This is a genomic window from Algoriphagus sp. (assembly GCF_024305035.1).
GTDB lineage: Bacteria > Bacteroidota > Bacteroidia > Cytophagales > Cyclobacteriaceae > Algoriphagus.
The window spans coordinates 1-26,591 of record NZ_JAMWZB010000007.1 but is presented as its reverse complement, the minus strand read 5'-3'; the positions used below and the strand labels follow the sequence as shown (position 1 = coordinate 26,591).

Below are 26,591 nucleotides of genomic sequence, written 5' to 3'. Positions count from 1 at the left end.
TGATTAAAATCTGGCCAGTTTTAGGTACATCCCGATCAATGCGAGTCTCTTTTTACCTCAGAGCCCGAGCTTCCTTGGAGAAAATCAAAATCAACCCCTTCATGAGCTTGATTGACTTTGTCAAGAAATAGATTGACATAACCGCGTTCATAGGGGAGTTTGATGGGCTGAAATGCTGCCCTTCGCTTTTCAAATTCCTCTTCCGTAATCAATAAGTTCAAACTACGATTTGGGACATCCAGCTCGATTTGATCTCCAGTTTGAACCAAAGCGAGCGGACCGCCAATTGCCGATTCGGGAGAGACATGAAGCACTACCGTGCCAAAGCCCGTTCCACTCATCCGTCCATCCGAAATGCGAACCATGTCTTTGACTCCTTTTTCGAGTAATTTTTTTGGCAAGGCCATATTCCCTACTTCCGGCATTCCAGGGTAGCCTTTTGGTCCTACATTTTTTAGAACCATCACGCTTGATTCCTCAATATCCAAATTTGGATCATCGATTTTTGCTTTGAAATCATCAATATCCTCGAAAACTACAGCTTTACCGATGTGTTTGAGCAGTCCCGGGCTAGCTGCCGAAGGTTTGATTACCGCCCCATTTGGACAGAGGTTTCCTTTGAGCACGGCGATTCCCGAATCCGGTTTGATCGGGTTATCAAAGGTTCCGATCAGATTTCGGTCATAGCATTCCGCTTTTTGGATATTTTCGTTCAGGCTTTTTCCGGTGACGGTGATCACCTCGGTGTGAAGTTGGTTTTCGATTTCTTTCATCACTGCCGGAAGTCCACCGGCATAAAACAAATCCTCTACCCAGTGTTCCCCGGAAGGCTGCACATTGGCGATCAAGGGAATTTTTGAAGAAAAATGATCAAAATCTGTCAACTCCAATTCTACTCCGATCCGTTTGGCGATGGCGGTAAGATGAAGGATAAAATTGGTCGAACCGCCCAATGCAGCATTGACCATGATGGCATTTTCGAAGGATTTCCGAGTGAGCACTTTGCTCATTTTGAGGTCTTCATTGACCATTTCGACGATTCGAATTCCCGCCATGTGGGCGAGAACTTTGCGGCGGGAATCTGCCGCAGGTATGGTTGCATTGTCTGGCAAGGCCAAGCCCAATGCCTCTACCATGGCTGCCATCGTGGAGGCGGTTCCCATCGGGGCACAGTGGCCGACCGAGCGGGACATTGCCGCTTCGGCCTCGATAAATTCTTCCTGTGAAAGCTTACCCAGTTTATAATCTTCAGCAAATCGCCACACATCAGAGGTCCCGATTTTTTTGCCCTTGAATCGTCCCACCAACATCGGGCCGCCTGAAATTACCAAAGTAGGCAAATCGACCGAAGCGGCACCCATGACGAGCGAAGGGGTGGTTTTATCACAACCGCACATTAAAATCACTCCATCCATGGGATTGGCGCGGATGCTTTCCTCTACATCCATAGAGGCCAGATTTCGAAAAAGCATGGCTGTGGGTTTGATGGAACATTCACCAAGCGACATCACGGGAAATTCCAACGGAAATCCACCTGCTTCCCAGATTCCTCGCTTCAAAGCTTGCGCAAGGTCCCGAAAGTGCGCATTGCAGGGAGTTAGCTCAGACCAGGTATTGCAAATACCGATTACCGGTTTATCCCCTTCAAAGAGGTGATGGGGAAATCCCTGGTTTTTCATCCAAGAACGGTAAATAAAACCGTCTTTTCCGGTCCGGCCATACCATTCCTGGCTTCTGAGCTTCTTTTTGGTCATAGGTTTTTGGGTTGATAAATTTTTCAGAAGTTAGAAAAAAATATGAATATCCGAATGATTGTGGGTGTAATTACGTATGCTTTCCTGATTTGAGCCTACTAAAAATGGTCAGAATAGAGCAAAAGCTACATTTTTTTGGATTGAAAGGGGGAATAGCGTTTTTAAAAACCAGAGTATCCTAATTGTAAGATTTTTGGTAAACGGGTTTTCGAAAAGGATAACAAGCAAAAACCCCACTCGAGAGCCAAGTAAATTAGCTCTCGAATAGGGTTTGAGATTGACTTAAAGGTTGTAGAGGTCCTTCTTTTTCCTATAGATTAAATTCGCTCGATGTCTGCTCCAAGGGCATTCAGTCGCTGATCAATATACTGATATCCCCGATCAATCTGCTCAATATTGTCAATCACGGATGTTCCCTTTGCGGACATGGCTGCAATTAAAAGTGCCACCCCAGCACGGATGTCCGGGGAAGTCATTCGGATTCCTTTTAGTTGGTATTTCCGGTCCAGACCAATCACCGTTGCCCGATGTGGATCGCAGAGAATAATCTGCGCTCCCATATCGATCAATTTATCGACAAAGAATAAGCGGGATTCAAACATTTTCTGATGGACCAAAACTGTTCCTTTTGCCTGAGTGGCGGTGACCAAAACGATGGAAAGTAAGTCTGGAGTAAAGCCTGGCCAAATCTGATCGGCTACCGTTAAAATAGATCCATCAATAAAGGTTTCGATTTCGTAGTGCTTTTGCTCAGGGATAAAAATATCATCTCCTCGAAACTCCAATTGGATTCCCATTCTTCGGAAAGTATCTGGGATAATGCCCAGTTTGGGGATTTGGCAGTTTTTGATGGTGATCTCTGATTGCGTCATTGCTGCCATTCCGATGAAAGAACCGATTTCAATCATGTCCGGTAGCATGGTGTGTTCGGTTCCCCCGAGTTTTTCTACTCCTTGGATGGTCAATAAATTCGAGCCTACACCGCTTATTTTTGCGCCCATGCGATTAAGCATATCACAGAGTTGCTGCAGGTAGGGTTCGCAGGCAGCATTATAAATGGTTGTTTTGCCTTCGGCCATGACCGCAGCCATGACGATATTGGCTGTGCCGGTCACTGAGGCCTCATCGAGAAGCATGTAAGTTCCTTTGAGGTTTTTGCCGTCAATGTGAAAAATCTCCCTTTCGGCATCGTATCGGAATTTGGCACCGAGTTTTTGAAAGCCAAAAAAGTGGGTATCCATTCGTCTGCGACCGATTTTATCACCTCCCGGTTTGGAAAGCTTTCCGGTCCCAAATCGAGATAAAAGTGGCCCCAAAATCATGACCGAACCCCGAAGTGCAGAGGCTTTGTCCAAGAAATCCGCAGTTTCCAAATAATCTAAATTAACTTGATCTGCTTGAAAAGAATAGGATTCTGGACCTAATTTGGTCACTTTGACCCCCATATCTCCCAATAGCTCGATGAGTTTGTTGACATCGCGGATCGTGGGGATTTTGTTGATGGTGACCTTTTCTGAGGTCAATAAAACTGCGCAAAGAATCTGAAGCGCCTCGTTTTTAGCGCCTTGAGGGATGATCTCACCTTTAAGCTGATTTCCGCCTCTTACCCGAAAAGATGACATTTAATTTCTCCTTTTATTTTTATGGCCTCCATTACTTCTTCGTTTATTTTGATGTGCGGGGCGCTTGTTTTTGCCGTTGTTTTCTTCCTGCATGGGCAGTTTAAAATCCCGCCGTGTGTTGGATTCAAAAAGTGCGTTTTCCTTTACTTTTTCCAAGTCAATGTGCAGCTTTCCTTTGGAAAGCGTTTTGATATCATCGAGGATAATTCCGTCGTCGAAATTATCTCTGTTCCAAGTGGAATGGAAGCTACGCATCAGCTGACCGATGTAAATAATGGCTGCTTCCTGTTCTTCATCATCCTCGAGTTCAACGGCTTTTTCGATCAGTTTTTCGATGTTTCTACCGTAGTGCTTAAACTTGATTTCTCCCTGAGGGTACCCGATGGGAAGTGGTTTTTTGCCTAAAAGCTCCTTCACCGGCATGGGGAAGGGCCCGTCCACATCCAGTTTGAAGTCTGACATGATGTAAATGTCATCCCATAGCTTTTGATCGGTTTCCTGCTTGAGGGCGGGATTGAGTTGCTTGATGATTTCGATCACAGTGTATGCGCTAGCGGTGCGCTTTTCTCGGTCTTCAATCGTACAGATGTGATCGACCAAGCCTTGGATATTTTTTCCGTATTCCTTCATAAAATTACGATTGTCTTCAATGGTTAAGCCCGGTATGAATCGGGGGAATTTCGCAAAACCTTTCCGCCTTTGTCAGGGGATTTGTTCAGGTTTGCGTCCAGTGTGTTCATTCTTTAAAGTGTAAAATGCTCAAAAACCTTTCTAATTTGATTCTGCCTGGCAAAAAATCTACCAAAAGACAGGATAGTAGGGAATTAATCAATAATTCTGAGCTTCGCAAAGCTAAGTAATAATGTCTTCTCGCCAAAATGCTCGAATTTGATCGTTGCTTTTCGATTGAGCCCCTCCACTTCGATTTTTTCTACCTTGCCAAAACCAAATTTGGGGTGCTCTACCAATTGCTCAGCTTTTAGGTTATTGGTGTTGCTCGGTTTAAAATCCGGACTGGGTGTGTGGATTTTCATCTGCGAGGGGACTCGGGATTCTGGTTTTTTCTTTAATCCGATAAATCCCGAACCACCGGGCAAGCCTTCTTTGCGCATAGCGCCTGGCATTTCACGAGTGGCGGATATGCGCTTGTTTACTTTGAGTGTAGCGGGATCGACTTCTTCCAGAAAACGGCTGGGCTCACAGTTGAGCAGTCGGCCAAATCGATATCGGGTCAGGGCATAAGTCAAATACAGTTTATCCATTGCCCGGGTAGTGGCTACATAGAATAATCTCCGCTCTTCCTCGAGATCCTCCCGACTTTGCATCATCATCTGGGAAGGAAACAGATCCTCTTCCATCCCAACTACAAACACCTGCTTAAATTCCAAACCTTTGCTGGAGTGGATCGTCATTAGTGTAATGGCATCAGTGGTATCTTTATCCCGATCATTGTCAGTGAGCAAAGCAATTTCCTGAAGGAAAGCTCCTAAACTTTTATCTTCATTTTCGGGATTGTCCACGTATTCTTTGATGGCGTTGAGGAGTTCTTGGACGTTTTCGTAGCGATTGAGCCCCTCGATCGTTTTATCCTCGTAAAGCTCGCGCAAAAGGCCACTTTGCTTGGCAATGTAATTGGCTGCTTCAAATGCGTCTTTCCGTTCCACTTCGATTTGAAAAGCCTTGATCATCGTGGCAAAATCATCCACTGAGCTTCCCGCTCGGCCAGAAAGGAAATTTGGGGCGTTTTGTACCACCTCCCAAAGCGGCATATCATGATCGTAGGCGGCCACCAGTATTTTTTCTACTGAGGTGTCACCGATTCCCCGCTTGGGATAGTTGATGATTCGTTTAAATGCTTCTTCATCAACCGAATTGACCGTGAAGCGCATATAGGCCATCAGGTCTTTGATTTCTTTTCGCTGGTAAAATGAAAGCCCTCCGACGATTTTATAGGTCAGATTCATTTTTCGCAGGGCTTCCTCTATCGCCCGTGATTGGGAGTTGGTGCGGTAGAGTACCGCAAAGTCGCTGTTGTTGAGTTTTTTGTTGTTTCGTTCCTCAAAAATGGTGGTGGCGACTATCCGTCCTTCTTCATTGTCAGAGGTAGCTTTAATCAATTCGATCAGGTCTCCATCGGGATTGGAAGTCCACACCGTTTTCTTAAGTTGGGCTTTGTTTTTGTCGATGATGGAATTGGCTGCTTCGACGATGGTTTTGGTGGAGCGGTAATTTTGCTCCAGCTTGACCACAAACAAATCAGGATAGTCCTTTTCAAAGTTTAGGATATTTTGAATATCCGCTCCTCGGAACGCGTAAATACTCTGTGCATCGTCTCCCACCACACAAATATTTTGATGGACTGCGGCGAGTTTTTTGGTAATGAGGTACTGGGAAAGATTGGTGTCCTGAAACTCATCCACCATCACGTACTTGAAGCGATGCTGGTATTTATTCAAAACATCAGTATGATCACGAAAAAGCACATTGGTATTGAAAAGCAAGTCGTCAAAATCCATCGCTCCGGATTTGAAAAGTCGGTCTTGGTATTTCTGATAGATTTCGCCCATGCGAGGACGCATGGCAGCTTCATCGTCTGCTTTAACAAAGGGGTCTTTTTGGTAGGCCTGCCAGGAGATCAGACGGTTTTTGGCTCCGGAAATTCGAGAAAGGACCACGCCCTGTTTGTACACTTTATCATCTAGCCGCATTTCTTTGACAATGCTTCGGATCAGGGACTTGGAGTCGTCGGTGTCGTAAATGGTGAAATTGGACGGATAGCCTATTTTTTCGGATTCGACGCGGAGAATTTTGGCAAAAACTGAGTGAAAAGTACCCATCCAAGTATTTCGGGCATCCAAACCGACCAGGGATTCGATCCGATGCTTCATCTCGGCAGCGGCTTTGTTGGTAAAAGTCAGGGAAAGAATCTGAAAAGGATCCACTCCGCGGGCATAGATCAGGTGGGCTATCCGGTAGGTAAGTACCCGGGTTTTTCCCGAACCGGCTCCGGCAATGATCATCACTGGACCTTCGGTACGTTCGACAGCTTCCCGCTGAGGCGGATTGAGTTCTTTTAAATAGTCCATTTAAATTTGATACATGTTTTTAGATATAAGAAGTAAGAACCACTTGGATATCCTAAACAGAATTGGTTCTAAACGACTCCCTAGTTTTTAATCGCTTCAGGGTTTTAAATGATTCCCTATGGAAGCCCTAGTTGATTTATTTGTTGGAAAGGAGAGGGGATATGCCTTCACCTCCAATCTCCTTGCAGGACAACTTCCCGACGAAGGGCTACACTTTCCATCGCTTATGACTCCAAAGGTACAGGTCTGGTTGGTTCCTGATGTTTTCCTCCAAGAGTTCGCAGAACCGGTCTGTGATGCTGTGAGTAGCCGAGTCTGCGTAGGGTGCATCGGCAAGTTTGGTAAATTCAAAACGATAATGACCACGCTTGACCTTTTGCATTTTTCCAAAGAAAACCGGTAGTCCCATTTTTTTGGCCATGAATTCTCCTCCTTCGAAGAAATAAGCCGGGCGGTTCATAAATGTTCGCAGGTATCGACGCTCTTTGGAAGGGGGGCGCTGATCTGCAGCTAAGTGGACGATCCGAGGATCGGAGCGCATAGTAATCATACTTTTTCGAAATTCCCGTTTTTCGGTCATTACTCCGCCAAAATGTGTCCGGATTTCCAGCATCAATTGGTTGAAAAAGGCATTGTTTAGCTTGAGGTAAACGGTTTCAGCGGTTACTTTGGTTTCCAGTGCCACACCCAATATCGCCATTTCCCAGTTGAAGACATGGCCTGCCATCATGAGGGCACTGCGGCCTTTTTGAACTTCTTGATCGATCAGTTCCTGATTGACCACATGGAATCGCTGTCGCAATTCGGCTTCCGAAATTGTCAGCATTTTGATGGTTTCGGCAAATGTGTCAGTAAAATTCCGATAAAATCGGTTTCGGACCTGTTTTCGCTCAATAGCTGTAAGTTGAGGAAAAGCATGGAGGATATTTTCGTCGATGACCTTTTTGCGGTAGCGAATCACAAATCGGGCGATCAAATAGATCAGATCACTGAAAATGTACAAAGCCGGAAGAGGGAGTCGGGAGAGTAGCCGAAAGAAAATCATCATGCAATTTCAAGAATAGAGAGCCCTGGAATGGAGCTTTTCGAAAACAAAATAAAGGAAATCAGGTGAAAACTTCCCGATTCCTAGTTATAATTTGACCCAATGATTACTTTTGAAACGTATGTCGGAAGTACAACGCAGAAAATATTCTCAAGAAGAGAAAAATTCCATCTTTGATGGGGAGTTTATGCCACACATAGACTCCATGTACAACTTTGCCTACCGGCTCACCTTTGATGAGGATGATGCCAAGGACCTGGTACAAGACACCTATCTCAAAGCCTATCGCTTTATCAATTCTTTTGAGCAGGGAACCAACGCCAAGGCATGGCTGTTTCGAATCCTCAAAAACAGCTTTATTAATGAGTATCGAAAGAAGAGTAAGCAGCCAGCGAAAGTAGATTATCAAGAAGTTGAAACTTATTACAACTCTGATGATGTTGACTTTCGTGGGACCACGGATTTGAGAGCTGAATCGGTCAAGGATATGATCGGAGACGAGATATCCAATGCACTCAACAGTCTGGCGGTGGATTTCAGAACAGTGATCATCCTCTGCGATCTCGAAGGATTCACCTACGAGGAGATGGCCAAAATCCTGGATATCCCGATTGGTACGGTGCGGTCCCGACTGCACAGAGCGAGAAATTTGTTAAAAGAAAAACTAAAAGGATATGCCCAGCACATGGGCTACAATACGGACGAGGAGGAATAAAAAACGATTACCAAATGGACAAAAAGGAAGAATCAGCGGGTGAGCGAAAACTGCAATGCAGTGATGTCAGCAAATGTTTTGAGCTGCTCGAAAGCATTTTGGATGGAGAGATGGGGGATCCAGGCAAGGAGGTCCTCAAGGAAAAGCTAGCCAAATGCCAGCCTTGTTTTGAGCATTATCATCTGGAGCAGGCCATCCGTGACCTGCTCAAGACCAAGTGCAGCAAGCAAGCGGTTCCGGGAGAATTGGTTGATTCAATCCGAACCAAAATTTCAGACATCAAATAAGAGCCGATGAACCCAGGCAAAGCCATTATTTTTTCCGCACCCTCGGGTTCGGGCAAAACCTCATTGGTACGTCACCTGATTGAGCGGGTGCCCAATTTGGGATTTTCAATCTCAGCCTGCACAAGAGACAGAAGAGGTCGACATGAAGTACATGGCAAAGATTATTACTTTTTAAGTCAGGAAGAATTCAAAGCTAAAATTGACCAGGACGCTTTCATTGAATGGGAAGAGGTCTATGAGGGAAATTTTTACGGCACCCTCAAAGAAGAAATTCAACGGATCTGGGATTCTGGTAAAGCAGTCATCTTTGATGTGGATGTGAAAGGCGGTTTGGCGCTGAAAAAATACTTTGGCAAACAAGCTTTGGCGATTTTTGTGAAAGTGCCTTCGCTGGAAGTACTCAAAGCCCGTCTCAATGACCGGGGAACGGAGTCAGAAGAGTCTCTATCCCGTAGAGTATATAAGGCAGAATTTGAAATGAAATTTGAGCCGCAGTTTGATGTGACGATTGTCAACGATGATTTTGCCAAGTCCTCTCAAGAAGCAGAGCAGCTTGTTCGGGAATTTTTAGCTTCCTAGGTCGTGAACATTGGGCTTTTTTTCGGCAGCTTCAATCCTATCCATCTCGGTCATCTGATCATTGCGGAGACGATTTACGACCGAACGGACTTGGATGAGGTCTGGTTTGTGGTCAGTCCTCAGAATCCGCTGAAAAAGCGAAAATCGCTGGTCCATGAATTTGACCGGCTGCGCATGGTGGAGTTGGCCATATCGGATAATTTTCACTTTCGGGCCAGTGATGTGGAGTTTCACATGCCCCGTCCGAGCTATACCATCGATACGTTGACCTATCTTTCGGAGCAGTATCCCCAGCATCAGTTCAGTATTTTTTTAGGATCGGATAATCTGAAGCAACTTCGCAAGTGGAAAAACTACGAGCAGATTCTGGCCCAATATCGGCTCTATGTCTATCCCCGGCCTGGTGATAAAGTAGCCTTAACCCATCCGGCAATAATGGAGGTAGATGCACCGCTTTTGGATATCTCGGCGACCTTTATCCGAGAGGCGATTCAGCGGGAGCGATCCGTTCGCTATCTGCTTCCGGAGGGGGTAGTGGACTATATCCGGTCGAAAAAACTCTACTTCTAGCTGATTATTAACCGTCTGCAAAAAAAAAAAAAACACCGTTGATGGAAAAAGTGAATGTTTTTTGGAGTTTACGCTTGCGATTAAAAACCGAACTCAATAAGTTAGTTTCAGCTTTGAAGATCGAAGCTACTTTTGGGCCAAAAGTTTTTAAACTAACAAAACCAATAAAAACATGAAGAAGGTATTGTTTGGATTAGCCTTTTTGGGGGCTATGGCGTTTTCGGGCATTACGGTTAATGCACAGGAAGAAGAGGAACCTTGTCCTGATGGCTCCGCTACAAATAGTTGGGGAGGTGTCTGTTGCCAGTCAGCTCTTAGTTGTAATCATCCCTATTATGGTACGGTCTATGCATCTACATGGACTCGATGCGTCGAAACTTGTACTGAGTAATTTACCCAGTGGGAGGAATTTGCCTCCCACTTAACTATTTCACTTTATGCATAGAAGTATACTTATTGCAAGCATTTTTTTTGTTTCTGTTTTTTTGGGCTGTAACACTAATTCCGGTTCAAAAAATGATATTATCTATTTTTCTGAAGAAGACTTACCGGATCCCATTCAATTGACTGGGGAAAAATACGGGATTGAGGAAATCACCAATCCGCGAGGTTTACTGCTAACTGATGATTTCATCCTGGTTTTTGAACGAAAAAATATTTACGATAAAAAATTTCATATTATAGATAAAGAATCCGGAAAATATTTAAGATCCAAGGGAAAGGACGGAATGGGACCTGGAGAGATTACCGTCATCTCCCAAATCGAGGAGGCTGAAGAGTCTGGAAAAGTATGGGCTTATGATCCTGAAATCAGGAAGTTTTCCAAATATGATCTTAGGGATAGCAGTTTACTGGCAGAGGAAGAATTTCGCTCCCCGGAGACCAGCTTTTTTTTGACAGAATTGACTTGGGCAAACAATCAATCTTTATTCGGAGGTGCAGTGGATGGAATGACCCAATACCTTCATTTGACTAAAGAAGGGGATACCCTTCATCTGATGGGAAACTGGCGAGATCAAGTTAAAAATTGGGAATTGCCCAACGGGTATCAACCCGAAGATTTGGATGCTAATTTGATCAGTTCGATTTTCCAAGGCCCGATTAAGTCCAGCCCAAATGGCGAAATGGTTGTAAAGGTTGGAATGAGTGTCGATTATATAGATGTCATCAATTTGAATGGGTATCATACCAAAACCATCATAGGTCCCTCACCTGAGCTTCAACATTTTGATATTGGGTATTCCATGAGCTATCAAATGCCTGATTTTGGCATGAATTCCACTCTTCGATATTTGGATGTTTATTCAGGAGAGAAAACTTTTTTCGTCTTATTCTTTGGAAAACCCTACCGTGAACTCAGTAGCCCAGACAATTTAAACCGGGTATTTGAATTTGATTATGAAGGAAATATCCTGAATCAGTATCAATTGGATATGCCCGTATATGGGATTGCAGTGGACGAAGAAAATAGGATCATCTACGGGGTCACGGTGGATCGGGAACCTAATCTGGTCCGGTTTGAGTATTGAATTGATGGGCAAATCATATTTAAAACCAACAGCAAAATTATCAGCATTGATGGATTAAGTTAATGCTTTTCGGTGCTCAGGTTTGCGGTTAAAAATGAAACCCAATAAATTAGGTTTAGCTTCGGGGTCGAAGTCACTTTTGGCCAAAAGTTTTTAAACTAACAAAACCAATAAAAAAATGAAGAAGGTGTTGTTTGGAGTTGCCTTTTTAGGGCAAGGCGTTTTCGGGTACAAATGCCCAAGGTCAGGGGAGTGTGGATCCCGGGGAAGGTGAAGAAACCCGCTGTTATCAGCGGATGTACTGGTGCGCAGGAGAAATTGAAGCATATAATTGTGAAAATGTAGCTACAGGTTACTTATGTTCGCAATCTTATGTTCATTATTATAAGTGTAATTAGACTAATTTAAGGCCAAGGAAAATATTCCTTTGGCCTTTTTACTTTCAATAAAAATAATGAATCATAGGATTTGCACTTCCTTCTGACTTTTGGGAAAAAAGCCTCTTCGAATCATTTGGAGAGTTGTCGGAAAATGGATTTGCAGTTTTTAAAGCAGCATTTGAGAGTGAAAAGCATTATCTTGTTAATATACATATTCAGAAAAATTCTGGTTCTTTCAAGAAAGTGTTATTTACAGAAAAACAGGGAGATCAAATTTTTGGATATGAAGGAAAAAGTCTGGAAGAAGATCCATTTAGTGAGCCGGTTTTGGTTAAGGGAGAAGAGGTTATCTTTCTTTCTAACCACTCCACTGTTAAGAAAACGTTTTAAAAACAACCTTTAATCCGGTCTAAGTATAAAATTGGAGGAGAGACAATTTGATTACCCAGTACTGATCAAGGCTAAATTAAAAGATGAGATATAGTTTACTTCTATTTTTTGTGATTTTCCTTTATTCCTGCGGGAAAAAGGAAGTTACAGTTATTACTTTTCCTGATGAACTTGAATTAATTAATACGAATGGGTCACCAGCAGAGCCCTGTTTAACCTGTGAAAAAATGCTGGTCACCTATTTTGGGATGAATGAAACCAGGCCCCTGTCAATGTTCCATTCCATGCTAATAAAGCGATTCGAGGACCTTAAAACGAAACATCCTGAATTACCAGTAATCCTTATATTTGGTGGAGAAAATAAAGAATTAGGATTGAATAAAACCTATTTGGAAGATTTACTTTCTGAAAATCAATTTCCCTATTCGGTATTTTATAATAAAGAAAACAAATTCTTTGGGCTTAATCATTTAGAGTATTTTCCCTATGAGCGGAATGACGTTCAGATGTATTTGGTAAAAGAAGGTCAGGTTTTTTCTTCGGCCGAAATGGGTATTCCAGAATTGTTTGAAAAACAAGTACAGGATTTTTTACAACCGTAATTGCAGGTATATCCAATAGAAAATGTTAAAAATCATCCGTCTGCAAAAAAAACGTCACTGATGGAATAAATGGCTATTTTTCCGAGGATAGATTTGCGAATAAAAATTGAAATCAATAGACTAGTTAAGTCTTCTGAATTGAAGCCTATTTTAAGTCAACCCTTTTACAAGTATATCAGTCGTTTGCGTTTCATACGCTGCATCCAATGGGTAATTGATTATTTTGATCAATATCATGAAAATCAACAATATCAAACTTTTAATATTCTCCGTATTTTGTGTTTCCTGCAGCAATTCCAAGCAATCCGAGCTTCCATTATTTGTTCTGGAAGAGCTTGAGGTGATCGGTAAGGAAAAGCTTGCCCTACATAAAATTATCAATCTGGAAACTACTTCTGAAAATCTTATAGGTTCAGATATCCGGGTTCGATATGATGCCTCGGTTTTTTATTTGATGGACGAGGGCAATAAGGATGGGATTCATCAATTCGATCGAAATGGCGACTACCTAGGAATCATCGCCCCCGAGGGTGATGGTCTGGGTTACCTGGAAGATTTGGATGATTTCTTTATCAATCCTGACGGAAGTGTGGAGGTGCTTTCTGGAATTGGTGATCAAGCTACGGTTTATCATATCTCTGAAGCAGGCGAAATATCAACGGTTTTCGAAACGGATTACCTGGCCAGTTCCTTACCAAATTGCCATCCGGAGAATATTTGCTTTATGGAAGCTATAATCTCCCCTTTACCCAACATCGACTCATAAAAACAGACGCTCAAGGAAATGAGCTTTCCTCTTTTTTGGAAAATACCTATCAAACCAACCTCTTGCCGATGACCGAACGGAATTTTTTTCAAAACCAAACTAACCTCCATCTGATCGAATCCTTTCATCCGTATGTGTATCAGTTTGAGAATGATTCGCTGGAGCGAGTTGCCCAAATGGATTTTGGGAGCTACGCCATCCCCGACTACTTTTGGGAGGAGGATATTATGGAAAGCTTTGGCAAAATGAGTGAGTCAGGCTTTGCCAATCTTCATGGGGTTTTTGAGGATGAGCAATTGATGCTACTCAGCATTCATGTTCAGAAGCCTGAAGGCATTTTCAAGGAATTGGTATTTATCGATAAATCTACCGATAAAGTCCAAAAATTATCCACCAACCTGAATGAGGATATGCTCTATCATTATCCCATTGGGATTGAAGATGGAGAAGTCATGTTTTTGACCTATCGATCCGTGATGCTAGATGACCTTCCACAAAACAGTTTGGAAAAAATCCAAAAAGAAATTCCGGAGCAAGATTTTGATTATCCGGTTATCCTAAAGACAAAAATTCAATTCGATGAATAAGTTATTGGCCTATTTTTTCTTAATCTGGTTAGTTCTTTCTTGTCATAGCGCTCCGGAGCAAATGATTTTTCCAGAAAACCTGGAAATCATTCATCAGGGTAATCCCCCTTGTCCAGACTGCGAGGAAAAAGCTGTTTTTTATTTAAATATTGCCGAGCGATCCAGCTATTTATTTACTGACAATATTGTGAATTGGAAAGACTTTGCGGCATCCTATCCGAATCTTTCAGTCAGTGTTTATTTGGGAGGAGAAGGGAAAGATGGGAAAAGCAGTCCTGAGCAGATTCGTTCTTTTTTCAAGAAGCGGGATTTTCCTTATCCGGTTTATTTGGATCCTGAAAATGAATTTTTTGAAGTAAATCAGCTAGACTATATTGATTTGGACAATAAGTTTGTTCTTCATTTTTTGGTTGAAGGTAATCGGATACTTGAACTATACAATTTTGGGATGCCCAATGATCGAGTTGGTCAATTGGAAGAGCATTTCGGGATGAAACCCATCGAAAGCGAGGAGTAGATTTTTTGTTTTCCATCCCTTTTCAGGTGTTTTGGCGTCCTTTATTCGAGAGGCGATTCAGCAGGAGCGAGCTGTGCGCTACCTGCTGCCAGAGGGGGGAGTGGACTATATCCGCTCGAAAAAACTCTACTTCTAGCTGATTATTAGCCGCCTGCAAAAAAAAACACCGTTGATGGAATAAATTTACAATTTTTGGAGTTTACGCTTGCGATTAAAAATCGATCTCAATAGGTTAGTTTCAGCTTCGGAGACGAAGTCGTTTTTGGGCAAAAAACTTTTTAGTAAAATCTAATTCTTTAACAAAATGAAAAAAGTATTATTTGGTTTAGCCTTTTTGGGGGCTATGGCGTTTTCGGGCATTCCGGTTAATGCCCAGGAAGAAGAGGAACCTTGTCCTGATGGCTCCGCTACAAATAGTTGGGGTGGTGTATGCTGCCAATCGGAGGACAGTTGTCAACATCCGTACTATGGAAATGTTGCTGAATCAACTTGGACACGATGTGTCGAAACCTGTAGTTAATTATCAACCTAGTGGGAGGAATTTGCCTCCCACTTAACTATTTCAATTTATGCATAGAAGTATACTTATTGCAAGCATTTTTTTTGTTTCTGTTTTTTTGGGCTGTGACACTAATTCCGGTTCAAAAAATGATATTATCTATTTTTCTGAAGAAGACTTACCGGATCCCATTCAATTGACTGGGGAAAAATACGGGATTGAGGAAATCACCAATCCGCGAGGTTTACTGCTGACTGATGATTTCATCCTGGTTTTTGAACGAAAAAATATTTACGATAAAAAATTTCATGTTATAGATAAAGAATCCGGAAAATATTTAAGATCCAAGGGAAAGGACGGAATGGGACCAGGGGAGATTACCGTCATCTCCCAAATCGAGGAGGCTGAAGAGTCTGGAAAAGTATGGGCTTATGATCCTGAAATCAGGAAGTTTTCCAAATATGATCTTAGGGATAGCAGTTTACTGGCAGAGGAAGAATTTCGCTCCCCGGAGACCAGCTTTTTTTTGACAGAATTGACTTGGACAAAAAATCAATTATTATTTGGAGGTGCAGTGGATGGGATGACTAAATACCTTCATTTGACTAGGGAAGGGGATACTCTTCATCTAATGGGAAACTGGCGAGATCATGTCAAAAGTTGGGGATTGCCCAACGGGTATCAGCCCGAAGATTTGGATGCCAATTTGATCAGTTCCATTTTCCAAGGCCCGATAAAGTCCAGCCCAAATGGTGAAATGGTTGTAAAAGCAGGAAGGAGTGTCGATTATATAGATATCATCAATTTGGATGGGTATCATACCAAAACCATCATAGGTCCATCACCTGAGCTTCAACATTTTGATATTGGGTATTCGATGGGATATCAAATGCCGGATTTTGGACGGGATAAAACGACTAGATATTCTGATGTAACTTTGGGACAGGATTCATTTTTCACCTTGTTTAGGGGGAAACCATTTCGAGAACTTAGTAGCCCAGACAATTTAAACCGGGTATTTGAATTTGATTATGAAGGAAATATCCTCAATCAGTATCAATTGGATATGCCCGTATATGGGATTGCAGTGGACGAAGAAAATAGGATCATCTACGGGGTCACGGTGGATCGGGAACCTAATCTGGTCCGGTTTGAGTATTGAATTGATGGGCAAATCATATTTAAAACCAACAGCAAAATTATCAGCATTGATGGATTAAGTTAATGCTTTTCGGTGCTCAGGTTTGCGGTTAAAAATGAAACCCAATAAATTAGGTTTAGCTTCGGGGTCGAAGCTACTTTTGGGCCAAAAGTTTTTAAACTAACAAAACAAATAAATACATGAAGAAGGTATTGTTTGGATAAGCCTTTTTAGGGGCAAGGCGTTTATGACTAATGTGGGATTCAGTCAAACTGAGCCTGATCCTGGTGGTATTGAAGATTCTAAACCTCCATGCTATCAAAAAATGGTCGTCTGCAATGGACATTTTACAGTTTATCATTGTGACAACGAATTCACGAGCGAACGATGTAGAACTGTTGAAAAAGGGTGTTTGAATTGTGAAGGATATTAAAATAAAGACTGTCATTTCATTTCATGAAAAGACAGCTCTTTCTAACAAGAATAAATTAATGAAGCATAAAAAATTCTCATCAGGGTTGTTCATTTTCATTTTTTGCTTATCCTGTACAGGTAATGGAGATTTAGAAAATAAGAAATTAGTATTGAATGATCTGGAAATAGCTGAAAAGAGTGAGCTTACTATTCAAAAAATCATCCCTCTGGAAACTACTTCTGAAAATCTCATGGGGACTGATATCCGGGTGAGATTTAATCGATCCACATTTTACCTTATGGACGAAAACTCCAAAAATGTGATCCACCGATTTGACAGAGAAGGTGGATATCGAGGTGCTGTTGCTCAAGTGGGTGATGGACCGGGTTACCTGAAAGATTTGGATGATTTCTTTATCAATTCTGACGGGAGTGTGGAGGTGCTTTCTGGAATTGGTGATCAAGCTACGGTTTTTCATATCTCTGAAGCAGGTGAAATATCAACGATTTTCGAAACGGATTACCTAGCTAGTTCCTTTACCAAATTGCCTTCCGGAGAATATTTGCTTTATGGGAGTTACAATCTCCCTTTTACCCAACATCGACTCATAAAAACAGACGCTCAAGGAAATGAGCTCTCCGCTTTTTTGGAAAATACCTATCAAAACAATCTTTTGCCGATGACCGAACGGAATTTTTTTCAAAACCAAACTGACCTCCATCTGATCGAATCCTTTCAACCGTATGTGTATCAGTTTGAGAATGATTCGCTGGAGCGAGTTGCCCAAATGGATTTTGGGCGCTACGCCATCCCCGACTACTTTTGGGAGGAGGATATTATGGAAAGCTTTGGCAAAATGAGTGAGTCAGGCTTTGCCAATCTTCATGGGGTTTTTGAGGATGAGCAATTGATGCTACTTAGCATTCATGTTCAGAAGCCTGAAGGCATTTTCAAGGAATTGGTATTTATCGATAAATCTACCGATAAAGTCCAAAAATTATCCACCAACCTAAATGAGGATATTCTCTATCATTATCCCATTGGGATTGAAGACGGAGAAGTCATGTTTTTGACCTATCGATCCGTGATGCTAGATGGCCTTCCACAAAACATTTTGGAAAAAATCCAAAAAGAAATTCCTGAGCAAGAGTTTGACTATCCGGTTATCCTAAAGACAAAAATTCAATTCGATGAATAAATTACTGGCCTACTTTTTCTTAAGCTGTTTAGTCCTTTCTTGTCATAGTGCTCCGGAGCAAATGATTTTTCCTGAAAACCTGGAAATCATTCATCAGGGTAATCCCCCTTGTCTTGACTGCGAGGAAAAAGCTATTATTTATTTAAATTATTCAAAGTTATCCTTATATATTTTTACTGATAATATTGTGAAGTGGAAAGACTTTGCTGCATCTTATCCTGAATTATCCGTAAGAGTCTATTTGGCAGGAGAATGGAAAGATGGAAAGAGAAGCCCCGAAGAGATCAGATCTTTTTTCGAAAAGCGGGATTTTCCCTATCCGGTCTATTTGGATCCAAAAGATGAATTTTTTGAAATAAACCAGCTCAAATACGTAGAATTGGAAAACAAGGGCTTACTCAGTTTTTTGGTTGAAGGTAATCGGATACTTGAACAATACAATTTAGGGATGCCCAATGATCGAGTTGGTCAATTGGAAGAGCATTTCGGGATGAAACCCATCGAAAGCGAGGAGTAGATTTTTTGTTTTCCATCCCTTTTCAGGTGTTTTGGCGTCCTTTATTCGAGAGGCGATTCAGCAGGAGCGAGCTGTGCGCTACCTGCTGCCAGAGGGGGGAGTGGACTATATCCGCTCGAAAAAACTTTACTTCTAGCTGATTAGTAAACGTCTGCAAAAAAAAAACGCCACTGATGGAATAAATGGCCATTTTTCCGTTATCAGATTTGCGATTAAAAATCGAACTCAATAAGTTAGTTTCAGCTTCGGAGTTGAAGTCGTTTTTGGGCCGAAAACTTTTTAGTAAAATCTAATTCTTTAAAACATGAAAAAATTAATTTACGGAGTGCTCTTCCTGGCTGCTTTATGTTTTCCATATAGTGGCTCCATTGCAAATGCTCAAGTTTTAGCGGGAGAAGGGGATTGTGAAGAGTCAATAGATATCGATGGTGAAACCATAACAGTTACTGTTTGTGGTCGAAAGACGAACTTCTGGGGAATGATTGATGGTATTGATTGTAATGCTGATGCTACTACTTCTTGTTCTTTCACGAATTGATAAAATGACTGAATGCGGGTCAGATCGACCCGCGTTTTTATTTTAAAAAATATGATCAATCGATTTTATTATATTCTAGTATTCTTTTCTCTGAGTTTAACCTATTCATGCAATCAAAAATCTACGGAGGTTGAGCCTTCTCATCCGATAAAGATTCAGTCAATTGCTCCTGTTGAAAATTTATCCATAAAGTCTGCTCGGATAGTCAGGTTTTCAAAAAATACCTTTGCGCCAGTTGGAAGTATATACAAGGTATTAGCGATTAAAAAACGGATTATCTTAGTTGATAAAACTATTGGAAATAGTGTTCTTATTTTTGACGAAAAGGGCAAGTATTTAAATCATATCTATAGAATTGGTGAAGGGCCAGGTGAATATAAGAATTTGGAAAATATATATTATGATGAAAAAAAAGATTTACTTATTCTAATTCCTATGGATTATAGAAAAAAGTATTTTTTTGATCTTGACGGCAATTTTATCAAGGAGGAGAAATATAATGAGAATATTAAATATTTGGACTTATTGTCATCAGGCGATTTTGAAATTCTGATCAATAATGGCTCCCTGAATGCAGAAGATGGTTTAAAAGTATACGAAAATCAAGAATTGGTTGTATCATCGATCCCTTTTGTCGATTATTTAGACATGACTCCATTGGATGGGAGGAATGTTATTTCCAAAATTAATAAGGATAATTTTAATTTTACTGTTGGGAATAGAGATACCATTTTTCGCTACAATGCAAAGAGTCGTAAAATTTCAGTTGACTATATTTTTGATTTCGAAGCTCCGATTTCGAAAATCGATTATGGTAACCATCCCCGTCCGTTAGAATATTTTGTTGAAAGCCAAATGTTTATTGGCATTTTTGATATTTTTCAAAACAAAAATTTCCTTTCGTTCACAACATTTAAATATCCGAGAATCAAAGGTAGACTTCTCTCAAAGTCTACTAACAAGATTTATGATACCGAGGAATTTGTCCGAAACGAAATTGGTGACCTCGGTTTTGATGGAGTTTTGGGTTTGGGACAAAACGGAGAGTTTATTGCGGTACTGAAGGCTGGCGAAAATGGGAATTGGGATTTTTCAAAGAACAAGAGCCTAGAGGCCGCCGCCAATCAAATGGAGGACTTGGAGCCTGAGGAGTTTTTACTGCTTTTCTTTAAGATTGAGGAATTTAGTTAACCTATGCTGTTAAAAGTTATAAGTTTTGGTAATTATCCCAGTTGATTAATTTTCTTTTTTATCAAACTGTATGTGAAATGACGGATGCCGGGTTCATTCATCAATTCGAAATAATTGGGCTGTTCAATTTCGCCATTGGTAAGAAATCGGATATACATGTAATTCAATTTTTGGATAAATCCCATTGAAAGTAAGGTGTAGTTTTTTGCTTTCCATTTCCATTTTTGCTTATTTGCCTCCTACCCAATAGCCGCACTTTTTTCTCAAACCTAAGTAAAATTTCAATGAACCAACACCTCTACGAATCCGGCTTGATCGGTAACTGTGCCTATATCGCCCATATCGAAAAAGACACCAATATTTCCTGGCTTTGCATGCCCCGATTTGACTCTGACTTTGTCTTTGGGGGAATGCTTGATCGGGAAAAGGGAGGGAAATTCACCATTCTACCGGAAAATCCTGAATTTGAATCTTCTCAGGCCTATCTGGAAAACAGCAATATTCTAGAAACGACCATTAGCAGTGGGAATGAAAGGTATAAAGTCACCGATTTTGCCCCTCGTTTTAAAAATTACGACCGCTACTACAAGCCTTTGATGCTGATTCGGAAGGTGGAGCCGCTTTCCGGTTCACCGCGAATCCGTATCGAATGTCAACCCGTCACCGACCGGGGCCAGGTGCAACTCCGGCCTAGCGTCGGTTCCAATCATATTCGCTATATGGGAATCGATCAGGAAGTGCGTCTGACAACCAATGCTCCCTTGAGCTATGTTTGTGAAGGAAAGGCTTTCGTGCTTCAGCGTCCGGTTTATTTGGTTTTTACCTATGGCAGGCCACTTGAGGCTCCGATTGAGACCACTTCCGAGCGCTTTTTACAGTCCACTGCTGAATATTGGCAGTCTTGGGTGAAATCGACCAGTATTTCCGGTTTTCATCAGCGACTGGTCTTGCGATCGGCCTTGATATTGAAAATTCACCAATTCGAAGATACAGGAGCAATTATTGCAGCTTCGACCACTTCTCTGCCGGAGTCTCCAGGTTCGACCCGAAACTGGGATTACCGCTATTGCTGGATTCGAGACAGTTATTATACGCTGACCGCATTCAATTCCATCGGTCACTTTGAAGAACTGGAAAAATATTTTGAATATATTCAAAATCTGCCTACCGGCCCAGATGGGCGCTATCAGCCGCTTTATTCGATTACGGGAGACTGGCTGCTGACTGAAGAAATCTCCGAACTCTCGGGGTATTTGGGAAACAAACCCGTTCGATTTGGAAACCAAGCCTATACCCATATCCAAAATGACCTCTACGGACAGGTTTTGGTTTCACTGCTTCCGCTTTATTCCGATCAGCGTTTTACGGCAAAGGAAAAAAGCTATTCCGAACCCATGATTATGAATTTGCTGGATAAAATCGAGGAAACCATGCATGAAAAAGATGCGGGATTGTGGGAGTTTAGAAACTTGGCTCAGGAGCATTGCTATACCTTTTTGTTTCACTGGGCGGGAGCCTGCGCTGCTGCCAAAATCGGAATTCGATTAAGCAATGAGGAAATGTATCAAAAGGCTATATTCCTCCGGGATGAGGCGGTGAAAAAAATTGAAGCCTGCTACCTTCCCGAGCGTAAGGCTTATGGACAGGCAATTGGATCCAAGCACATGGATGCTTCGACACTCCAGTTGATTACCATGGGCTATTTTGGGGATGATTTGGAGCGAGCCAATGCCCACTTGAAAGCCTTGGAAGAAGATTTGCTGGCCAAAGATTTTCTCTTTTATCGTTACAAGCACATGGATGATTTTGGGGTTCCAGAGACCACCTTTTTGATTTGTGCCTTTTGGTATATTGAGGCGCTGGCTTGTGTTAATCGATTGGAAGAGGCGATCGAAGGTTTTGAGACCTTGGCCAAGTACTGCAATCATCTTAAGTTGTTTTCCGAGGATGTGGATCAAGCCACAGGTAGTCAATGGGGCAATTTTCCTCAGGCCTATTCCCATGTAGGCTTGATGAATGCGGCTTTCCGGATTGGCAAAAAGCTGGATCGGCCTAATTTTCTGTAGGGTTAAAGCCACAAATTCACGAATTGAAATTTAAAGACTGGTTGTCGTCTGTTCTTTCCAGACGACAACCCTAGAATTCCAGTCTGTGGCAGCTTGAATTGAAGAGGAAGTATTTCATGGTAGGAAGCCTGTTCTTCCCGCTGATTTCTGCTGAATAATCCGCTGATTTCGCAAATAGCGAACACACTCATGTTAGTGCCAAAACAGAAAATTTACCTCCAATCAATTTGATACTGCTGTTAGTGTCTCAATAGAAAGCTCTAATTTTCTGCTTGAGGGGATGTGAACCAAGGCCAGAAGGCTTTAGTGTTTTGCACAAAGCTATTTCCATGTTTCAGCCTTCTCAATTTAGCTTTTTAATTTCATTAACTGCCATCTTGTCACTTTTTCTTGATTGGAACAGGCATTGATAATTCCCCTTTGTCAATTATTGTATTCACTAAAACGATTTATACCATGCAGGAAAAAGGTACCATCTCGATTCATACCGAGAATATTTTCCCCATTATCAAAAAATTCCTCTACTCAGATCATGAGATTTTTCTTCGCGAATTGGTTTCTAATGCCGTCGATGCCACGCAGAAAATTAAGCGCCTGGCCACATTAGGTCAGTACAATGGCGAACTCGGAGATATCACGGTAGAAGTAGCTTTTGATGAGAAAAAGAAAACCATCACCATTTCTGACAAAGGACTTGGGATGACCGCAGAGGAGATCAAAAAGTACATCAATCAGATTGCTTTCTCCGGTGCGACTGAGTTTGTTGAGAAATTTAAAGACGCTAAGGATGCCAACGAAATCATAGGGAAATTCGGCTTGGGATTCTATTCTGCCTTTATGGTGGCCAAAAATGTAGAAATCCATACGCTTTCCTATCAGGATGGAGCCGAACCTGCCATTTGGACTTGTGACGGTTCCACCGAGTTTGAAATCAAAAAAGGCAAGCGAAAAACCCGTGGTACAGACATTATTCTCCACATCAACGAAGACTCCGAGGAGTTTCTCGATAAGTGGAAGCTGCAGGTCATTTTGGACAAATACTGCAAATTCCTTCCCGTTCCGATCAAATTTGGCACCAAGAGTGAATCGGTAGAAGACGGCGTCGACGATAAAGGTGAGAAGAAGTGGAAATCCGTCGAAGTGGACAATATCATCAATACCACTTCCCCGATTTGGACCAAGTCGCCTAATGATCTGAAAGATGAGGATTATTTGAATTTTTACAAGGAACTCTATCCGATGAGTGAGGATCCGCTTTTTTGGATTCACCTGAATGTGGACTATCCATTTAACTTGACCGGAGTATTGTACTTCCCGAAAGTGAAGAATGAGTTTGAGTTGCAGCGCAATAAAATCAAGCTATTCAGCCGTCAGGTATTTATCACAGACGAGGTGAAGGATATCGTGCCTGAGTTTTTGATGTTGTTGCACGGAGTAATCGATTCTCCGGATATCCCATTAAACGTATCCCGAAGCTTCCTGCAGGCAGACGGAAACGTGAAAAAGATCAATAATTACATCACCAAAAAAGTTGCCGATAAACTTTCCGAACTGTACAAAAAAGACCGAAAAGCTTATGAGGCCAAATGGAATGATATTGGTCTTTTTGTGAAGTACGGGATGATCTCCGAGGATAAGTTCTATGAGAAAGGCAAGGAATTTACCCTGCTGAAAAACACCAAGAACGAGTACTTTACCCTCGATGAATATACCGAGAAAGTAAAGGCCATTCAGACCAATAAGGACGATCAGACGATCTTCTTATACGCCACAGATGTGGATAAGCAGGATAGTTTCATTGCATCGGCTAATAAAAAGGATTACGATGTGTTGATTTTAGATTCGCCAATCGATAGTCACTTTATTCAGCATATTGAAACCAAGCTCGACAAAACCCAACTCAAGCGGGTCGATGCCGATGTGGTAGAAAAGCTGATTCAAAAAGAAGATTCCTATGCTAACTTGCTCACCGAAGATCAAAGCAAGCAGGTGAAGGAACTCTTCGAAAAAGCGATCGACAACAAGTCCTACTCGGTAGAGATTGAAGGACTCAGCCCGGAGGAAATGCCGGTCACCATCACCATGGAAGAGTGGATGCGTCGCATGAAAGACATGGCCCAAACGGGCGGTGGAGGCCCGATGAGTTTCTACGGGCAAATGCCGGACAGCTATAAAGTGGCGATCAACGGAAACCATCCCGTAGTGGACAAAATTTTGAAAGCTGAAGGCGAAGAAGCCCAACTGCAGTTGGCCAAGCAAGCCTTTGACTTGGCAAAACTGTCTCAAGGACTTCTAACTGGGAAAGATCTGACTGCCTTTGTGAAGCGCAGTGTTGAATTGATTTAAGGGTCATAATTTACCCTCCGAGGGTATTCAATCCCTCGGAGGGTTTGATTTTTACGAATAAAGAATTCTGATCCTTGAGGTGTTCATGATCTCGATAGTCTTTTATTGAAATTAGGATCTAAAATAGAGACCTCATCGAAGGTCTTTTTTGATTTTCTTGGGGCTCAAAGGTTTACTTTAACCCGTCGAATCGCCGGGGATTTTTTAATTTTCCATTCCTACTCGTTATCCTATTGTTCATCACTAAAATCAGCTCGTTTATTAATAAATTGTATTTCAGTAGGTTAGAAGTATAATTATTTTGAGGACTAAAATATTTATTACTGATAATCAACTTCTTATGGTATACAATTGTAGATTTATTAGTGAATTGTTTGACTTTCTGAATGGGGGGAATAAGTTTGTTTCAAGTTTTTAGCGCTAAAAAAGTTAATTTAAATTCAACTTAATTATTAATTTTATGAAAATCTTATCAAGATTAATTTTCACTGTTTTTGTAATATCTTTTTTTTCGTGTATTGGAAAAGACGGTGACTTAGAGGATTTGTCCAAGGCAAAAGTTGAATATCTACCGGCATCAATTAGCCAAAAAGAGGCATTCGATACGTGGCTGAATAAAGGTTCTTCAGCTAGATTGGCTACAATTGAATATTCGTCTTCTGATCTGATCAAAATAGTTAATAAAGAGAAAGGGCTGATCAGAATGGCAGTAGTGAATAAAAATGATAAAAATTCAGCTTTGTCTTTTATTTTTAATGAAGACAATGAAATTGAATTTGAAGTTCTTTCACAAAGCCAAGCATTGAAGAACGGAAGTATCAAAAGTAAGTTGACTACATTGGAGGGGCAACTTATTCTTGAAGTTATTCATTTTCCAGATGGAGCTATTGAAATAATGAGGGGCGAATTCTATGATAATCTTAGGTTATATGGTTGGTGGTCTGATTTCGATGATTGCGTTGGGACAGTTGCTGCTCCATTTGATTCAAATGTTGCGAATATTGCAATGGATGTTGTATTCACGTCTGCTACCTTAGGGCTTTGGATGCCAACTGTACTAGGGGCATGTGCAGTAGTGGCTTCAGTATCTTAAATATATATGAAATGAAAAATCTGTTTATCTATTTCATAACTGTAAACATTCCGTTAGTGATAATTTTAAGTTTATATTTTAATGCTTTAATTCCGGTTTCATTATTTGCAATATTTATTGTATTTGAAGCATTTATTTATAGGCCTATTATTGATTATTTTAGATTGAAATCACTGGATATAATTAAGCCAAATGACTTTAGAAAAATGTTCGGTTTTTATAGATTTAAATTTTATAAAGAAATTTTATTCGGGGTGAAGTAAGGCTTAGATTTTATTTAATTGTTGAAATATTAGGATTACCTGATTTGACTTAAAAACTTTGTTTTGGATTCAAAGTTATCTCTTTTATTAATTTATTATTAATAAGTAAAAATTATTGCTAATGTTTGAAAATATCTAAATATATCCAAAGATAATATTTTAGCTGTATTTGTAAAAAAATCCGTTGGTATGATTTAACCTTCGGGGTTTCACAAAACCCAAAGGTTAGCCCCATCCCCGTCAACTCGACGGGGATTTTTTATTCATACACCATGATTAGTACTTGATTTGTTAATAATTTGTTTTTTAGAGGTCAGATGGAATGCCCATTTTAATCATCCCGCTCCCGAAACAAATTCGAGACAAGTTGTGTAAGATTTTTCTTTACGGGCATTTTATAACTTAAAAAAACAGTTGTTTATTAATAAATTGTATTTCAGTGAGTTATAAATATGAATATTTCTAGAACGAAATTTGTTGTAACTGATAGTCAATTGCTTAGGTGGTAAATTTGAAAAAATTTAGTCAAATTCTTGACTTTCTGATTGGGGGGGGGTATGTTTAGTTCAAGTTTTCGGCGCTGAGGGCTTTTTAATGAATTTTCAACCCATAAATTAATCGAAAATGAAAAAGTCGATATTTGTTTTAGGCCTTTTTGGGCTATTATGTGTAAATGAAGCGTCCGCTGCCTGGAGATATGAAATGCAGTATGAAAGATGCAATAATGTAAATGCAATATTTGCGGTCTGTCGACCAACTGAATTGTATATTGGTATCCACCCGAGCAACCCCGTCTTTGCTTAGTTTGATTTTTTATTAATGAAAAGTTTATAATAATTGGGCAGGAGTTCCTGTATTTTCTGGATGTTGGTGTCCATGATATGGTCGAATACAT

The 26,591-nt window shown here is 41.0% G+C and carries 24 protein-coding genes; 18 read left to right on the top strand and 6 right to left on the bottom strand.

Annotated elements, in window-relative coordinates; genetic code table 11:
- Window positions 1–35 precede the first annotated feature (35 nt).
- The 5 genes from Q0L00_RS05175 to Q0L00_RS05155 form a co-directional block, all read right to left on the bottom strand.
- On the bottom strand, window positions 36–1,754 hold the full coding sequence (locus Q0L00_RS05175; protein WP_297335801.1) for an IlvD/Edd family dehydratase: 1,719 nt from the start codon (window positions 1,752–1,754) through the stop codon (window positions 36–38).
- A 317-nt stretch (window positions 1,755–2,071) separates the two neighbouring features.
- Window positions 2,072–3,376 carry a UDP-N-acetylglucosamine 1-carboxyvinyltransferase gene (gene murA / locus Q0L00_RS05170; RefSeq protein ID WP_297335800.1) on the bottom strand — a complete coding sequence of 435 codons (1,305 nt, stop codon included), beginning with the start codon at window positions 3,374–3,376 and terminating at the stop codon, window positions 2,072–2,074.
- Window positions 3,377–4,006: a DUF4290 domain-containing protein gene (locus Q0L00_RS05165; RefSeq protein ID WP_297335799.1), complete on the bottom strand. Its 630-nt coding sequence runs from the start codon at window positions 4,004–4,006 to the stop codon at window positions 3,377–3,379.
- Window positions 4,007–4,200: 194 nt separating this feature from the next.
- The gene (locus Q0L00_RS05160; protein ID WP_297335798.1) at window positions 4,201–6,462 is read right to left on the bottom strand and encodes a UvrD-helicase domain-containing protein; all 2,262 of its coding nucleotides are present in this window, start codon (window positions 6,460–6,462) and stop codon (window positions 4,201–4,203) included.
- A 208-nt stretch (window positions 6,463–6,670) separates the two neighbouring features.
- Complete coding sequence (locus Q0L00_RS05155; protein ID WP_297335797.1) at window positions 6,671–7,510, bottom strand: lysophospholipid acyltransferase family protein; 840 nt, start codon at window positions 7,508–7,510, stop codon at window positions 6,671–6,673.
- Window positions 7,511–7,628: 118 nt separating this feature from the next.
- Here Q0L00_RS05155 and Q0L00_RS05150 point away from each other — a divergent pair, with 118 nt between their 5' ends.
- The 15 genes from Q0L00_RS05150 to Q0L00_RS05080 all read left to right on the top strand — a co-directional run bounded on the left by Q0L00_RS05150 (window position 7,629) and on the right by Q0L00_RS05080 (window position 19,928).
- Window positions 7,629–8,222 (top strand): sigma-70 family RNA polymerase sigma factor, encoded by a 594-nt coding sequence (locus Q0L00_RS05150; protein WP_087941314.1) that lies wholly within the window; start codon window positions 7,629–7,631, stop codon window positions 8,220–8,222.
- Between the two features lie 14 nt (window positions 8,223–8,236).
- Window positions 8,237–8,509: a mycothiol system anti-sigma-R factor gene (locus Q0L00_RS05145; RefSeq protein WP_092788762.1), complete on the top strand. Its 273-nt coding sequence runs from the start codon at window positions 8,237–8,239 to the stop codon at window positions 8,507–8,509.
- A 6-nt stretch (window positions 8,510–8,515) separates the two neighbouring features.
- A complete protein-coding gene (gene gmk, locus Q0L00_RS05140; protein WP_092788763.1) occupies window positions 8,516–9,088 on the top strand; it encodes a guanylate kinase in 573 nt (190 codons plus the stop codon).
- Between the two features lie 3 nt (window positions 9,089–9,091).
- Entirely contained in the window at window positions 9,092–9,658 is a 567-nt protein-coding gene (nadD, locus tag Q0L00_RS05135) for a nicotinate (nicotinamide) nucleotide adenylyltransferase (protein WP_297335796.1), read from the top strand.
- Window positions 9,659–10,095: 437 nt separating this feature from the next.
- Complete coding sequence (locus Q0L00_RS05130) at window positions 10,096–11,187, top strand: BF3164 family lipoprotein (RefSeq protein ID WP_297335795.1); 1,092 nt, start codon at window positions 10,096–10,098, stop codon at window positions 11,185–11,187.
- Window positions 11,188–11,708: 521 nt separating this feature from the next.
- Window positions 11,709–11,957 (top strand): hypothetical protein, encoded by a 249-nt coding sequence (locus Q0L00_RS05125; RefSeq protein WP_297335794.1) that lies wholly within the window; start codon window positions 11,709–11,711, stop codon window positions 11,955–11,957.
- 284 nt (window positions 11,958–12,241) lie between these two features.
- Entirely contained in the window at window positions 12,242–12,559 is a 318-nt protein-coding gene (locus Q0L00_RS05120) for a hypothetical protein (RefSeq protein WP_297335793.1), read from the top strand.
- A 235-nt stretch (window positions 12,560–12,794) separates the two neighbouring features.
- Window positions 12,795–13,325 carry a 6-bladed beta-propeller gene (locus Q0L00_RS05115; protein ID WP_297335792.1) on the top strand — a complete coding sequence of 177 codons (531 nt, stop codon included), beginning with the start codon at window positions 12,795–12,797 and terminating at the stop codon, window positions 13,323–13,325.
- Window positions 13,259–13,912, top strand: coding sequence for a 6-bladed beta-propeller (locus tag Q0L00_RS05110; protein ID WP_297335791.1), 654 nt, complete (start codon window positions 13,259–13,261; stop codon window positions 13,910–13,912). Before Q0L00_RS05115 ends, Q0L00_RS05110 begins: the two co-directional genes overlap by 67 nt.
- Window positions 13,905–14,429, top strand: a complete 525-nt coding sequence (locus tag Q0L00_RS05105; RefSeq protein ID WP_297335790.1) for a hypothetical protein — start codon at window positions 13,905–13,907, stop codon at window positions 14,427–14,429. The genes Q0L00_RS05110 and Q0L00_RS05105 overlap by 8 nt, the downstream gene beginning before the upstream one ends.
- Window positions 14,430–14,998: 569 nt before the next feature.
- Window positions 14,999–16,090: a BF3164 family lipoprotein gene (locus tag Q0L00_RS05100; RefSeq protein ID WP_297335789.1), complete on the top strand. Its 1,092-nt coding sequence runs from the start codon at window positions 14,999–15,001 to the stop codon at window positions 16,088–16,090.
- Window positions 16,091–16,560: 470 nt separating this feature from the next.
- Window positions 16,561–17,682: a 6-bladed beta-propeller gene (locus tag Q0L00_RS05095; protein WP_297335788.1), complete on the top strand. Its 1,122-nt coding sequence runs from the start codon at window positions 16,561–16,563 to the stop codon at window positions 17,680–17,682.
- Window positions 17,675–18,199 carry a hypothetical protein gene (locus tag Q0L00_RS05090; protein WP_297335787.1) on the top strand — a complete coding sequence of 175 codons (525 nt, stop codon included), beginning with the start codon at window positions 17,675–17,677 and terminating at the stop codon, window positions 18,197–18,199. The genes Q0L00_RS05095 and Q0L00_RS05090 overlap by 8 nt, the downstream gene beginning before the upstream one ends.
- Window positions 18,200–18,503: 304 nt before the next feature.
- Entirely contained in the window at window positions 18,504–18,737 is a 234-nt protein-coding gene (locus tag Q0L00_RS05085) for a hypothetical protein (protein WP_297335786.1), read from the top strand.
- A gap of 51 nt (window positions 18,738–18,788) precedes the next feature.
- Complete coding sequence (locus tag Q0L00_RS05080; protein ID WP_297335785.1) at window positions 18,789–19,928, top strand: 6-bladed beta-propeller; 1,140 nt, start codon at window positions 18,789–18,791, stop codon at window positions 19,926–19,928.
- Between the two features lie 32 nt (window positions 19,929–19,960).
- On the opposite strand, the gene Q0L00_RS05075 is transcribed toward Q0L00_RS05080, so the two are convergent.
- Entirely contained in the window at window positions 19,961–20,086 is a 126-nt protein-coding gene (locus tag Q0L00_RS05075) for a hypothetical protein (RefSeq protein ID WP_297335784.1), read from the bottom strand.
- A 126-nt stretch (window positions 20,087–20,212) separates the two neighbouring features.
- Here Q0L00_RS05075 and Q0L00_RS05070 point away from each other — a divergent pair, with 126 nt between their 5' ends.
- The 3 genes from Q0L00_RS05070 (at window position 20,213) to Q0L00_RS05060 (ending at window position 25,433) form a co-directional block, all read left to right on the top strand.
- Window positions 20,213–21,994 carry a glycoside hydrolase family 15 protein gene (locus Q0L00_RS05070; RefSeq protein WP_297335783.1) on the top strand — a complete coding sequence of 594 codons (1,782 nt, stop codon included), beginning with the start codon at window positions 20,213–20,215 and terminating at the stop codon, window positions 21,992–21,994.
- A gap of 456 nt (window positions 21,995–22,450) precedes the next feature.
- A complete protein-coding gene (htpG, locus tag Q0L00_RS05065) occupies window positions 22,451–24,340 on the top strand; it encodes a molecular chaperone HtpG (protein WP_297335782.1) in 1,890 nt (629 codons plus the stop codon).
- A gap of 460 nt (window positions 24,341–24,800) precedes the next feature.
- Entirely contained in the window at window positions 24,801–25,433 is a 633-nt protein-coding gene (locus Q0L00_RS05060; protein ID WP_297335781.1) for a hypothetical protein, read from the top strand.
- Window positions 25,434–26,591 lie beyond the last annotated feature (1,158 nt).